Origin of the sequence: Streptomyces sp. MUM 2J, assembly GCF_022414535.1 — a bacterium.
Lineage (GTDB): Bacteria > Actinomycetota > Actinomycetes > Streptomycetales > Streptomycetaceae > Streptomyces.
The window spans coordinates 30,424-43,690 of record NZ_JADWYM010000023.1 but is presented as its reverse complement, the minus strand read 5'-3'; the positions used below and the strand labels follow the sequence as shown (position 1 = coordinate 43,690).

Here is a 13,267-nt window from a genome sequence, read left to right as displayed (position 1 = left end):
GTGTCCTGGTCATGGCGCGATGGTACGGGCCGACGTTGCGGGCATGTGAAATCTCGCCACCGGGGCGGTCAACTCCCAAACCCGGGGCCGTCTTCCACTGGACGCCCGGTCGGAGGCGGAGTTACCTGGCATACGGGGGGAAGTTGCGAGCGCACCGCACGGGGACCCTGCGGTGCGCAGTTCCGGGCACAGCAGCGACTCTCGGCGGATTGGGGCGCGTACCTATGACACCTACGCTCGTGCGGCAGCACCTCCCTCACGCGGGCCCGGCCCCCCGCGTGGACCTGCGTGCACGCGCGCGTGACTGGTCCGAGATCCAGGAGCGGATGCTCGTCCCGCTCTACGAGGCCGTCTACGAACGACTGGAAGTGGGTCCCGGCACCCGGCTGCTGGGCCTGGGCTGCGGCTCTGGCCTGGCCCTGCTGATGGCGGCCTCGCGCGGCGCCCGGATCACGGGCGTGGAGTGCCACTCCCCCGAGCGGCTGGCCCTGGCCCGCGAGCGGCTGCTGCCCGAGGCGCCGGAGGCACCCGCGGGGGCGGAGGCACGGCTCGTCGAGGACTGCCCCGAGGGCGTCACCGGCACCCGGACGGCGCCGTACACCCTGGTGACCGCTTTCGAGCCCATCGGCTGCCTCGCCGGCGACTCCGAGGGGCTCGCAGAGCTGCTCGCGGACGCGGTACCACTCGCGGAGCGCGGGGCGGCGGTGGTGCTGGCCGGCTGGGGGCCACCGGAACGGTGCAGCACGTCCTCCGTGCTGCGGGTGGCCGCCCGGCTGGCCGATCCGCTGCGGTTCGCCGGCAGCTGGCGGCCCACGCACCGCGACGAGCTGGAGGAGGTCGCCCAGCGGGCCGGTCTGAAGCCGGACGGCTCGGGCCGGGTCGCCTGCCCGTTCGGCTATGCCGGCCCCCGCAGCGCCGTCCGCGGCCTGCTGTCGACCGGGCTGTTCGACGCGGCGATCGCGGCCACCGACCAGGCGCAGGTGGAGAAGGAGCTCACCGAGGCCCTGCACCCGCACCGGCGGCCGGACGGGACGGTGTGGATGCCGAACGTCTTCCGCTACCTCGTCGCACGCGTGCCGTAGGCACGGCGCGCGCAGGGGTGCGCCGGGCGGTCAGGCCTCGGTGTCCTCCACCGGCCGCGTCACCCCCGCGATGCGGTACGCGCCGGCTTCCTCCAGCGTCTCGTGCTCCGGCAGCGCCTCGGCGGGGGCGTCGAGCTGGTCGCGGCGGTCGTCCACCTTGCGGCAGGCCTCCTCGTGGCACTCGTCGAAGACGTTGGCGATCAGGTACACGACGAGCGCGGCCGGGGTCGGCCGCCCTCAGCCCCCGCGCGGTCCGCCCCACCGGACGGCGGCTTCGGCAGCTCCCCGGGAGTGCCCCCGAAGCGCCAGGGCATGTCGGGAGACTTGGCGGGCGGGGTGGGGCCGGTCGTGTCCGGACGCCACGGCACGTGAGCCGCGCGCACATGCGGACGGACGACGCCGGGGGTGCCTCCTCGACGACGAGAAGGCACCCCCGGCGGGCGCGTGCCGCGTGCGGGCCGGAGCCCGGGACCGGCCGGCGGTCAGCCCATGAACTTCTTGAACTCGTCCGGGAGTTCGAACCCCTGCCCGCCCTGCTGCGGCAGACCGAAGGCACCGCCCTCGGCGGCAGCCGCGCGGCGCGCGGCCTCCTCCTGCTCCTGCTGCTTGCGCTTCATGGGGTTGCCGGAGCGCTGCTTGCCCTTGGCCTTCTTCGGCTGCTTCTTCTGCCGGCCGGGTCCGCCGCCCATGCCCGGGATCCCCGGCATGCCGGGCATGCCGCCGCCCTGGGCCATGCGGGACATCATCTTGCGGGCCTCGAAGAACCGCTCGACCAGGTTCTTCACCGCGCTCACCTCGACACCGGAACCGCGGGCGATACGTGCGCGGCGGGAGCCGTTGATGATCGTGGGTTCCTGGCGCTCCGCCGGGGTCATCGACTTGATGATGGCGGCCGTGCGGTCGACGTCCCGCTCGTCCAGGTTCTGGATCTGATCCTTGATCTGCCCCATCCCGGGCAGCATCCCGAGCAGCTTGCTGATGCTGCCCATCTTCCGGACCTGCTCCATCTGGGCCAGGAAGTCGTCGAGGGTGAAGTCCTGGCCCTTCTTGGACGCCAGCTTGGAGGCCATCTTGGCGGCCTCTTCCTGGCTGAACGTCTTCTCGGCCTGCTCGATCAGGGTGAGCAGGTCGCCCATGTCGAGGATGCGGGAGGCCATCCGGTCCGGGTGGAAGGCGTCGAAGTCGTCGAGCTTCTCGCCGTTCGACGCGAACATGATCGGCTTGCCGGTGACCTGCCGGATCGACAGGGCGGCACCACCACGGGCGTCGCCGTCCAGCTTGGAGAGCACCACGCCGTCGAAGCCGACGCCGTCGCGGAAGGCCTCTGCGGTGTTGACCGCGTCCTGGCCGATCATCGCGTCGACGACGAAGAGGATCTCGTCGGGCGAGACCGCGTCCCGGATGTCGGCGGCCTGCTGCATCATCTCCTGATCGATGCCGAGGCGGCCTGCGGTGTCCACGATCACGATGTCGTGGACCTTGGCCCTCGCGTGGTCGATGGAGTCCTTGGCGACCTTGACCGGATCGCCGGCGCCGTTGCCGGGCTCCGGCGCGTACACGGCCACACCCGCACGCTCGGCGACGACGCTGAGCTGGTTCACGGCGTTGGGGCGCTGGAGGTCACAGGCGACCAGCAGCGGCGAGTGCCCCTGCTCCTTGAGCCACTTGCCGAGCTTGCCGGCGAGCGTGGTCTTACCGGCACCCTGCAGACCCGCCAGCATGATGACGGTCGGCGGCTGCTTGGCGAAGCGCAGGCGGCGGGTCTCGCCACCGAGGATCGTGACCAGTTCCTCGTTGACGATCTTCAGGACCTGCTGGGCCGGGTTGAGCGCCCGGGACACGTCGGCACCGAGGGCGCGCTCCTTGACGTTCTTGATGAACGAGCGCACGACGGGCAGCGCCACGTCCGCCTCGAGAAGCGCGATGCGGATCTCGCGCGCGGTGGCGTCGATGTCCGCCTCGCTCAGACGCCCTTTGCCGCGCAGGTTCTTGAAGGTCGCTGAAAGGCGATCGGAGAGAGTATCGAACACGGCGACGTCGGTCCTCGGGGTCGGTGGCAGGGAAACGAATCGCCCTCCAGGGTATCCCGGCGACACAAGTCACCGGGCCGGGCTCACCCGCGCAGGGTCTCCTCCAGCTTCCGGGCCACCGCGGTGGCCTCCTCGCCGGGCAGCGGAGCACCCTCGGGGCCGGTCACGTAGAAGGCGTCCACGGCGTTGGCGCCCAGGGTCGACACATGGGCGCTGCGCACCCGCACGGCCGCGTCCTCCAGGGCCCGCCCGATGCGGAACAGCAGGCCGGGGGCGTCCTGCGCCCGGACCTCGATGACCGTGGCGAGGCGGGAGGCGGTGGGGTGGACGGTCACCCTGGGCGGCGGGGCCACCACGCCCCGGCGCCGCGGGTAGGCGGCGTCGCGCTCGGCGAGGCGGCCGGCGACGTCCAGGGAACCGTCGAGGGCCCGGACGAGGTCCGCGCGCAGCCGCGTCGCCTGCGGCAGCGAGCCGTACTCCGCGGCGACCCGCCAGTTCAGCAGCAGCACGGAGCCCTCGACGCCCTGCGGCAGCTCCAGGGCGCGCAGCTCGGCGGTGCGGACGGTGAGCCGGTGCACGGCGAGAACGCCGGCGACGGCGGGCAGTACGCCCGGCTGGTCGGGTACGGCGATGACCAGCTCCACACCGAGCGGCTCCGGGTCCGCCACGTCCGCCGCGCCCTCCGCCGGCTGCGGAGCGGGCTCGGTCTGCGCGCGCAGCGCCAGCACGGGTCCGCCGGTGGCGACGGCCTCCAGGGCGAGCCGCTCCTGCTCCGTGGTGGCCGCGGCGGGTTCGGGCTCCTCGGGGTCGTCCCCGGCGAGCACCGCGGCGACCCGGCGGACCAGGTCCGCGACGAGCGAGCCGCGCCAGGACGACCAGGCCGCCGGCCCGGTGGCCAGCGCGTCGGCCTCGGTGAGGGCGTGCAGCAGTTCCAGGGTGGACTGGCTGCCGACCGCCTCGGCGACCAGGCGCACGGTCGCCGGGTCCTCCAGGTCGCGCCGGGTGGCGGTGTCGACCAGCAGCAGGTGGTGGCGGACCAGGGTGGACAGCACGGCGACGTCCGCCCGGTCGAAGCCGATCCGGCCGGCCACGTCGCGGGCGATGATCTCCCCGGCCACGGAGTGGTCCCCGGGCCAGCCCTTGCCGATGTCGTGCAGCAGTGCGGCGACCAGCAGCAGGTCGGGGCGGCTGACGCGGCGGGTGAACGCGGAGGCGCGGACGGCCGTCTCGATGAGGTGCCGGTCGACGGTCCAGACGTGGACGGCGTTGCGCTGCGGACGGCAGCGGACCCGCTCCCAGTCGGGCAGCAGGCGGGTGACGAGCCCCTCCGCCTCCAGGGCCTCCCACACCTCCACCGTCGGGCGGCCGGAGCCCAGCAGGGTCACCAGTTGCTCGCGGGCCTCGGCGGGCCAGGGCGTGGGCAGCGGGCGCACGGTGGTCGCCAGGCGGCGCACGGCGTGGAGCGAGAGGGGAAGGCCGGCCTGAGCGGCGGCGGCCGCGGCACGCAGCGGCAGGACGGGGTCGCGTTCGGGACGTGCGGCGCGGGCCAGCACGACCTCGCCGTCCTGCTCCACCACGCCCTCGGCCAGCGGGGAGCGCTCGGCGGGCTGCTTGCCGCCGCCGAGCATGGCACGCAGGCGCGGCCGCACCGAGCGCGAGCGGAGCACGCGCCCCACCTCGCGCCAGGTCACGTCGCTGGCGTAGGAGATGACCCGGGCCGACTCGTACACCTGGCGCAGCAGCGTGTCGGCGTCGAGCAGGCCCAGGTCGCCGGCGACCTGGTCCTGTTCCTGGAGCGACAGCCGGTCCGTCGCCCGGCCCGTGGTCAGGTGCAGGGCGTCACGGACGTCGAGGAGGCGGCGACGGGCGTCGGCGAGGCCCTCGCGGGGTGCGTCGGCGAGCCAGGAGGCGGCGACGGCCCGCAGCGCGGTGGCGTCCCTGAGGCCGCCGCGGGCCTCCTTCAGGTCGGGTTCCAGCAGGTACTGGGCCTCACCCTGCCGTTCGGCCCGTTCGGCGCACAGCTCCTGGAGCTCGGGCAGGCGTTTGGGGGCCTGGTTGCGCCAGTCGGCGAGGACCGCCGTGCGCAGGCCGGCCGTCAGCCCGAGGTCGCCCGCGATGTGGCGGGCGTCGAGCAGGCCGAGCTGGACCTTCAGGTCCTCTCCGGCCGTGCCGCGGGCCTGTGCCGGGGTGCGCACCGAGTGGTCGAGGGCGAGGCCCAGGTCCCAGACGGGGTACCAGATCCGGTCGGCGAGGGCGGCGACCGCGGCGGGGTCGGTTCCGTCGTGGAGGAGCAGCAGGTCGAGGTCGCTGCGCGGGCTCAGTTCGCCACGCCCGTAGCCGCCCACGGCGACCAGGGACACCCCACGCAGTGCGCCGGCGCCCGCGGTGAACAGCCCGGCGAGCCAGTCGTCGGTCAGTTCGGCGAGGGCGGCACGGCGCGGCGGCCCGGACTGCGCCCCCTCGGTGAGGAGGCGCAGCCGGGCCGCCGCGTAGCCGCTGGGTCCGGAGTCCTCTGCATCGTTCCGCACGTCCGTACTCGTCACCCAGCGACTCCTGTTCTTGATGCGTGTCAGAGCGCGTCCGGGCCGCGCTCGCCGGTCCGGACCCGTACGGCCGTCTCGACCGGGAGGGACCAGACCTTGCCGTCACCGATCTTGCCGGTACGGGCCGCCTTGACGATGACGTCGACCAGCTGCTCGGCGTCGTCGTCCTCGGCGAGCACCTCGATGCGGATCTTGGGGACCAGGTCGACGGTGTACTCGGCACCCCGGTAGACCTCGGTGTGGCCCCTCTGACGACCGTAGCCGCTGGCCTCGGTGACCGTCAGACCGTGGACTCCGAAGGCCTGGAGGGCTTCCTTGATCTCGTCGAGCCGGTGGGGCTTGACGACGGCGGTGATGAGCTTCATGCGTCCACCTTCTTGCTCGTGGCGGCGGTACCGGCCGGGGCGGGCGCGGCGGCGGTCAGGTGCGAGCCGGCGGCGCCGCTGAAGTCGTATGCAGTCTCGGCGTGCGCCGTCTGGTCGAGGCCGGTGACCTCGTCGTCCTCGGCGGCCCGGAAGCCGATCGTCTTCTGGATGACGAAGGCGAGGATGAAGGTGACCACGAAGGTGTAGCCCATGACGGAGAAGGCGCCGATGGCCTGGGAGACGAACTGCTTCCAGCCGCCGGCCCCGTCGATGGCGAGGAAGCCGACCATCAGGGTGCCGAGGACACCGCCGACGAGGTGGACACCCACGACGTCGAGCGAGTCGTCGTAGCCGAGCTTGTACTTGAGGCTGACGGCCCAGGAGCACACGACACCGGCGACGACACCGATGAGCAGCGCGCCGAAGACGTTGACGTTCCCACCGGAGGGGGTGATGGCGACCAGGCCGGCGACGGCGCCGGAGCAGGCGCCCAGGGTGGTGAAGGCGCCGTGGCGGATGCGCTCGTAGGCGAGCCAGCCCAGCATGGCGGCGGCGGTGGCGACCTGCGTGTTGATGGCCATGGTGGCGGTGGTGCCGTCGACGCCGAGCTCGGAGCCGGCGTTGAAGCCGAACCAGCCGAACCACAGCAGGGCGGTGCCGAGCAGGACCAGAGGCAGGTTGTGCGGGCGCATCGGGTCCTTCTTGAAGCCGACGCGCTTGCCGACGACGAGGACCGCGGCGAGCCCGGCGACACCGGCGTTGATGTGGACCGCGGTACCACCGGCGAAGTCGATCACCGCCGGGTCGAGCTGGGCGAGCCAGCCGCCGCCCCAGACCCAGTGGGCGACGGGGAAGTACACGACGGTGACCCACAGCCCGATGAAGACCATCCAGGAGCCGAACTTCACCCGGTCCGCCAGACCACCGCTTATCAGGGCCGCGGTGATCACCGCGAACAGCATCTGGAAGAGCGAGAAGGCGAAGGTCGAGATCTGGTGCGCCTTGCCACTTGCGTCGGTGACGAAGCTGTCCACCACGCTGTCGGCGCTGACGCCCTTCAGCCCGATCATGTCCAGGTTGCCGATGAAGCCACCGGTGTCACCGCTGAAGGCGAGGGAGTGGCCGTAGAGCACCCACAGGACACTGACGACGCCCAGCGAGATGAAGGACATCATCAGCATGTTGAGGACGCTCTTGGAGCGGACCATGCCGCCGTAGAACAGGGCCAGCCCAGGCGTCATCACCATGACGAGCGCTGCACTGATCAATACGAATCCGGTATCTGTGCCGTTCAATGCCGGTATCTCCTCGTCGTAGGTACGGCCCCGTGCGGGGGGAAGCCTGAGCGGCGTGAGGGGTGGGCCGGTTATGCGCCATGAGATTGGCGCAGCACGGTTTCGATGGAGGCCCCGCGTTGTTTCGCCGCCGTGACGAAGGCACCGCGCGTGTTACGCGTCGATGAACTGGCAGATACGGGCTGCGTCGATCGTTATCGTGGCGCAACCTTCGGCGGAGGAGAAGGAACCGGCCGCGGACGGCCTTCCGATGACCTGGCACGGGGGAGCCGAGTCGGGCAGTTCGGGAGGGCCGGCCGCGGCCGGGGTCTGGGGTCCGCCTGTGCTCAGACCGCCTCCGCGGTCTCGGGCAGCTCGACGGAGAGGCGGTCGGTGAGGTCGACGACCTCGGCGAGGTCACCGAAGTCGCGGACGGCGGTGTCGACCGTCTTTCGGATACGGGTGTTGACGCGCTCGGAACGGACCTTCTTCGCCACCTTCATGGCCTGCTGCGCGAAGACGGCGCTCTGCTCCGGTTCACGCTGGAGCAGGTGCACGGTGGCCATGCCGATGAGGTTGAGCGCGTACGACCGCTGGTGCTCGCCGTCCTTGGCGAACAGGTCCACCGCCCGCTGCATCAGCGGCTCGGCGAGGGAGGCGTAGGCGGGGCTGCGGCCGGCCACGTAGGCGAGGTCGCGGAAGGAGTGGCTGTTCTCTCCGTGCAGTTCGGCCTCGGAGAAGAAGCGGATCCAGTCGGGGTCGGGCTCGTCCCACTCGTGCACGTCGGTGAAGGTGTCCTCGGCCATCCGCACGGCCCGCTTGCACTTGCCCGGCTGGCCCATGTTGGCGTAGGCGCGGGCCTCCATCGCATACAGCATGGCCTGGGTGCGCGGGCTCGCGCAGTCGCGGCTGCCGTACTGGGCGAGGTGGACGAGCTCCAGGGCGTCCTCGGGCCGCCCGAGGTGGATCATCTGGCGGCTCATGCTGGACAGGACGTAGGAACCCAGCGGCTTGTCGCCGGCCTCCTTGGCGGCGTGCAGGGCGAGCACGAAGTACTTCTGGGCGGTGGGCTGGAGGCCGACGTCGTAGGACATCCAGCCGGCCAGCTCGGCGAGTTCGGCGGCGACCTTGAACAGCCTCCTGGCGGTGGCCTCGGGCTGGGACTCCTGGAGGAGGTCGGTCACCTCGTGCAGCTGGCCGACGACGGCCTTGCGGCGCAGACCGCCACCGCACTGGGCGTCCCACTGCCGGAACATCACGGTGGTGGACTCCAGCAGATCCAGTTCGGGCCGGGACAGCCGTCCACGCGTGCGCGGGGAGCCGGGCTCGGAGGTCTGGAGGGGCGAGGGGGGCGCGGGCACGAGCCAGCGCTGGAGGGGCTCGATGAGGGCCGGGCCCGCGGACAGGGCCAGAGAGCTCCCGAGGAAGCCGCGCCGCGCCAGCATCAGGTCGCTGCGGGAGAACTCGCTGAGCAGCGCCACCGTCTGCGGGCCCGTCCAGGGCAGGTCGACGCCGGTCGCGGAGGGCGACTGGCGTGCGGTGCGCAGGCCCAGGTCCTCGATGGGGACGACGCAGCCGAACCGCTCGGAGAAGAGCTCGGACAGGATCCGCGGGATGGGCTCGCGGGGGTTCTCGCCGTCCAGCCAGCGGCGCACGCGCGAGGTGTCGGTGGAAATGTGGTTGGCGCCGAGTTGCCGGGCCCTGCGGTTGACCTGGCGGGCGAGTTCGCCCTTCGACCAGCCGCTGCGCACGAACCACGACCCCAGCAGCTCGTTGGGGCGCTTGTCCGCGTTCGTCCCGCCACCGCCGTTGCCGCTCACTGGAACGCCCCCATCCGTCAAGACCTCTGTGTCGCCGAGTGCGCCAACCCTTACCAGAATGCCGATGCGCCCGGCGCCCGTCCGCACCTTCTCACCCTTCGAACGGAAAGCCGACTTGCCTCCGGCATACCCACTGGCGCATGTGCCCCGGGGCCTCGTGCACTCAAAGTAATCCTACGATCACCCGTCCAGCCATGGGGATCCCGGAAACGCCACCATTCGCCACCCCTTCGAATGAACTCACTGTCGCCTGCACACGATTCACTTGACATAGGACAACCGAGAGCGAGCGGAACGGTGCACAGAGGGGCGCGCACCGCCGGACACACCACCGCGCGTGCTTCGACGCGCCGCCGGCCAGGGGGCGACCAGGGACAGGCTGGTCACGCACAGTCAGACTCCGGGCGCGTCTCGTAACCACCGGTGCGCCGGACCCGTTGGAGGGGGCATGGGATTCACGATCGGCAGCACTCGGGGCATCCGCGACATCCGGTCCGTCTCACGTCGCCGGGGCCGCTCGTCGGAGTGCCTCGCCGTCGCCGAGTTCACGGGTCTGTGGGGCTGGGACGTGGCCCCGGGCGCCAGGGCCGCCGCGGGGGTGTGCTCCTGCGGTCGCGCGGACTGCCGGGCGCCGGGCGCGCATCCGCTGGAGTTCGCGCCGGAGATCCGCGCGGGCGCCACGCTGGACGAGGTGACCGGGGCCTGGGCGGAGCACCCCGGTGCCGCGGTGATGCTGCCCGTCGGGCGCACGTTCGACGTGATCGAGGTGGCCGAGCCGGCCGGCCGGCGGGCGCTGGTCCGGCTGGAGCGCATGGGGCTGCCGGTGGGCCCGGTCGCCGCCACCCCTCAGGGCCGCGCCCACTTCTTCGTCGCGCCGGGCGGCGCGGCCGACCTGCCGCGACTGCTGTACCGGATGGGCTGGGACGACCCGGCGCTGGACCTGCGCGGCCTCGGCCCCGGCACGCACCTCACGGCGCCGCCGTCCGACCGCGGCGGCCGGGGCCCGGTGCGATGGCTGCGCCCGCCGGCCCTGGACTCGGCGACCAGGCCGCCGGCGGCCCGGCTGCTGCTGGGCACGCTGGCGTACGTCGCCCACCGTTCGCGCGCGTAGCGCCGCGAAGGCCGCGGCACCCCGGCGCGCGGCACCGGTCCCCGGAACCCTCACGGAACGGCGAAGCGCCCGTCCCCCGGCTCGGACCGCGGGGCGGGCGCTTCTCGCGTGCGGCAGGCACCTCCGGATCCCGGAGGCGGACTCCTCAGTCGCCGATCAACGCGTCGACGAACGCCTCCGGCTCGAACGGCGCCAGGTCGTCCGCGCCCTCGCCGAGTCCGACGAGCTTGACCGGTACGCCCAGTTCGCGCTGGACGGCGATGACGATGCCGCCCTTGGCGGTGCCGTCGAGCTTGGTGAGCGCGATGCCGGTGATGTCCACGACCTCGGCGAACACACGGGCCTGGACGAGGCCGTTCTGCCCGGTAGTGGCGTCGAGGACGAGGAGCACCTCGTCGAGCGGGGCCTGCTTCTCCACGACCCGCTTGACCTTGCCGAGCTCGTCCATGAGCCCGGTCTTGGTGTGCAGGCGGCCGGCGGTGTCGATGAGCACCACGTCGGCGCCCATCTCCTTGCCCTCCTTGACCGCGTCGAACGCGACGGACGCCGGGTCGCCGGCCTCCGGTCCGCGCACGGTGTGGGCACCGACCCGCTCGCCCCAGGTCTGCAGCTGGTCGGCGGCGGCGGCGCGGAAGGTGTCCGCGGCGCCGAGGACGACACTGCGGCCGTCGGCGACCAGGACGCGGGCCAACTTGCCGGTGGTGGTGGTCTTGCCGGTGCCGTTGACGCCGACGACCATCACGATGCCCGGCTTGCTCGCCTCCGGCTCGGTCCTCAGGGTGCGGTCCTGGTCGGTGCCGACCAGGGTGAGCAGCTCCTCGCGCAGCAGGGCGCGCAGTTCCTCGGGGGTGCGGGTGCCGAGCACCTTGACGCGCTCGCGCAGCCGCTCGACCAGCTCCTGGGTGGGCTGTACGCCGACGTCGGCGGTGAGCAGCGTGTCCTCCACCTCCTCCCAGGTCTCCTCGTCGAGGTGCTCGCGCGACAGCAGGCCGAGCAGTCCCTTGCCGAGGGCGTTCTGGGAACGGGAGAGGCGGGCACGCAGGCGGACCAGGCGGCCTGCGGTGGGCTCCGGGATCTCGATCTCCGGAGCCACGACGAGCGGTTCGGCGGGAGGCTCCTCGACCGCTGTGGGAGCCGAGCCTTCCGGAAGATCCACCTCCTCTATCGTGCGCCGCGGTTCCTCCCGCGGCGTCTCGGCCTCTTCGCCGACGTGCGGCTCGGCCGGAGGGGCGGTGATGTCGGGCGCTGCGGGCGGCGGCGGGGGCAGCGGCTTCCTCCGCCGGCTGCCGATGATGAGCCCGCCGATCGCGCCGAGCACGACCACGGCGATGATTACAGCAAGGATGACGGTTTCCATAACGCGTCCAGTATCAGTCATGGGGGTCGGCCGACCCCGCCTTGCGGCGTCCGCCGGGAGACACGTCGTCCCGGGAACGCGTGCCGCCCCGGTCCGGACGGTTCTCCGGGCCGGGGCGGCACGCCTCACGGGTGTCGAGGAGCGGGCAGCGGGGACTTGGGCCCGTTCCTCGAGTCTGCGGGGGCCTCGCCCGTCGGCTCAGCCCATCTCCTCCAGGGCCTTGCCCTTCGTCTCCCTGACGAACCTCAGGACGAACGGGACGGAGAGCGCGGCGAAGACGGTGTAGATCACGTACGTCGTGGAGAGGTTCCAGTCGGCCAGCGACGGGAAGCTCGCGGTGATCGCCCAGTTGGCGATCCACTGCGCGGCCGCGGCCACGCCCAGGGCGGCGGCCCGGATCCTGTTCGGGAACATCTCGCCGAGCATGACCCAGACGACCACGCCCCAGGACAGGGCGAAGAAGAGGACGAAGACGTGGGCGGCGATCAGCGCCGTCCAGCCCTGCGCGGTCGGCAGCCTGCCGTCGACCAGGTCGTAGGAGAAGGCCCAGGCCTCCAGCGCCAGGCCGGCCACCATGCCGACGGAGCCGATGACGGCGAGCGGGCGGCGGCCGATCCGGTCCACGAAGATCATCGCGATGACCGTGCCGACGATGTTGATGATCGACGTGGTGAAGGAGTAGAGGAACGAGTCCGCGGGGTCGACGCCCACCGACTGCCACAGCGTCGAGGAGTAGTAGAACGCGACGTTGATGCCGACGAACTGCTGGAAGACGGACAGGCCGATACCGACCCAGACGATGGGCCTGAAGAAGAAGGAGCCGCCGAGCAGGTCCTTGAAGGTGGACTTCTGCTCGCTCTGCATCGCGAGCTCGATCTCGGCGACACGGGCCCCGAGGTCGACGTTCCCGCCCTCGACCTCCTCGAGGATCTCTCGGGCACGGTCGCGCTTGCCGACGGAGATGAGGAAGCGCGGGGACTCGGGGATCGCGAAGGAGAGCATGCCGTACAGGGCGGCCGGGATCACCATGACGCCGAGCATGACCTGCCAGGCCTCCAGGCCCATCAGCTCACCGCGCTGGTCACCGCCGGCGGCGTTCAGCAGGCCCCAGTTCACCAGCTGCGAGATGGCGATGCCGACGACGATCGCCGCCTGCTGGAAGGAGCCGAGGCGCCCGCGGTAGGCGGGCGGGGCGACCTCGGCGATATAGGCCGGGCCGATGACGGAGGCCATGCCGATGGCGAAGCCGCCGACGATGCGCCAGAGGGCGAGGTCCCACAGCGCGAAGGGCAGAGCCGAGCCGACGGCGCTGACGGTGAACAGGGCGGCCGCGATCTGCATGCAGCGGATGCGGCCGATCCGGTCGGCTATGCGGCCGGCGGTGGCGGCGCCGATGGCGCAGCCGATCAGGGCGATCGCGATGACCTGGGCGAGCGCCGCGGACCCGATGTCGTAGCGGTCGCGGATGGCCTCGACCGCGCCGTTGATCACGGAGCTGTCGTAGCCGAAGAGGAAGCCGCCCATCGCGGCTGCCGCGGCGATGAAGATGACGTGCCCCAGATGTTCGGGGTGGGCCGTCCCGGCTCCTGGCTTGTGCGCCTGCGTCGTGCTGGTCACGTGAACTCCTCGGGCCACCGGCAACGCTGCCGGGTGGGGGTCTGCCCTGTCAGGCAGCAGGGGCGCAC

The 13,267-nt window shown here is 72.2% G+C and carries 10 protein-coding genes; 2 read left to right on the top strand and 8 right to left on the bottom strand.

The annotated features are described in order from the left end of the window. Nucleotides 1–224 precede the first annotated feature (224 nt). Nucleotides 225–1,082: an SAM-dependent methyltransferase gene (locus I3F54_RS19370; RefSeq protein ID WP_240120081.1), complete on the top strand. Its 858-nt coding sequence runs from the start codon at nucleotides 225–227 to the stop codon at nucleotides 1,080–1,082. A 30-nt stretch (nucleotides 1,083–1,112) separates the two neighbouring features. Here the strand turns inward: I3F54_RS19370 and I3F54_RS19365 are convergent, their stop codons facing one another. The 6 genes from I3F54_RS19365 to I3F54_RS19340 all read right to left on the bottom strand — a co-directional run bounded on the left by I3F54_RS19365 (nucleotide 1,113) and on the right by I3F54_RS19340 (nucleotide 9,114). Next, complete coding sequence (locus tag I3F54_RS19365) at nucleotides 1,113–1,292, bottom strand: hypothetical protein (protein WP_240120143.1); 180 nt, start codon at nucleotides 1,290–1,292, stop codon at nucleotides 1,113–1,115. A 272-nt stretch (nucleotides 1,293–1,564) separates the two neighbouring features. Then, on the bottom strand, nucleotides 1,565–3,112 hold the full coding sequence (gene ffh, locus I3F54_RS19360) for a signal recognition particle protein (protein ID WP_240120080.1): 1,548 nt from the start codon (nucleotides 3,110–3,112) through the stop codon (nucleotides 1,565–1,567). A gap of 83 nt (nucleotides 3,113–3,195) precedes the next feature. Continuing rightward, nucleotides 3,196–5,655, bottom strand: a complete 2,460-nt coding sequence (locus I3F54_RS19355) for a [protein-PII] uridylyltransferase (RefSeq protein WP_240120079.1) — start codon at nucleotides 5,653–5,655, stop codon at nucleotides 3,196–3,198. A gap of 26 nt (nucleotides 5,656–5,681) precedes the next feature. Further along, complete coding sequence (locus tag I3F54_RS19350) at nucleotides 5,682–6,020, bottom strand: P-II family nitrogen regulator (protein ID WP_076091302.1); 339 nt, start codon at nucleotides 6,018–6,020, stop codon at nucleotides 5,682–5,684. Beyond that, nucleotides 6,017–7,315: an ammonium transporter gene (locus I3F54_RS19345; protein WP_240120078.1), complete on the bottom strand. Its 1,299-nt coding sequence runs from the start codon at nucleotides 7,313–7,315 to the stop codon at nucleotides 6,017–6,019. The genes I3F54_RS19350 and I3F54_RS19345 overlap by 4 nt, the downstream gene beginning before the upstream one ends. Before the next feature lie 326 nt (nucleotides 7,316–7,641). Next, nucleotides 7,642–9,114: a hypothetical protein gene (locus I3F54_RS19340; protein WP_240120077.1), complete on the bottom strand. Its 1,473-nt coding sequence runs from the start codon at nucleotides 9,112–9,114 to the stop codon at nucleotides 7,642–7,644. Between the two features lie 448 nt (nucleotides 9,115–9,562). Between I3F54_RS19340 and I3F54_RS19335 the strand changes: the two genes are divergently transcribed. Next, nucleotides 9,563–10,225, top strand: a complete 663-nt coding sequence (locus I3F54_RS19335) for a bifunctional DNA primase/polymerase (RefSeq protein ID WP_240120076.1) — start codon at nucleotides 9,563–9,565, stop codon at nucleotides 10,223–10,225. Between the two features lie 145 nt (nucleotides 10,226–10,370). On the opposite strand, the gene ftsY is transcribed toward I3F54_RS19335, so the two are convergent. Further along, the gene (ftsY, locus tag I3F54_RS19330; protein ID WP_240120075.1) at nucleotides 10,371–11,582 is read right to left on the bottom strand and encodes a signal recognition particle-docking protein FtsY; all 1,212 of its coding nucleotides are present in this window, start codon (nucleotides 11,580–11,582) and stop codon (nucleotides 10,371–10,373) included. A 198-nt stretch (nucleotides 11,583–11,780) separates the two neighbouring features. Continuing rightward, a complete protein-coding gene (locus I3F54_RS19325; protein WP_240120074.1) occupies nucleotides 11,781–13,199 on the bottom strand; it encodes a sugar porter family MFS transporter in 1,419 nt (472 codons plus the stop codon). Nucleotides 13,200–13,267 lie beyond the last annotated feature (68 nt).

Excerpts from the sequence above, each read along its gene's own strand:
- I3F54_RS19335 (WP_240120076.1), top strand. The coding sequence starts at position 9,563 with ATGGGATTCACGATCGGCAGCACTCGGGGCATCCGCGACATCCGGTCC.
- I3F54_RS19350 (WP_076091302.1), bottom strand. The coding sequence starts at position 6,020 with ATGAAGCTCATCACCGCCGTCGTCAAGCCCCACCGGCTCGACGAGATC.
- ftsY (WP_240120075.1), bottom strand. The coding sequence starts at position 11,582 with ATGGAAACCGTCATCCTTGCTGTAATCATCGCCGTGGTCGTGCTCGGC.
- I3F54_RS19370 (WP_240120081.1), top strand. The coding sequence starts at position 225 with ATGACACCTACGCTCGTGCGGCAGCACCTCCCTCACGCGGGCCCGGCC.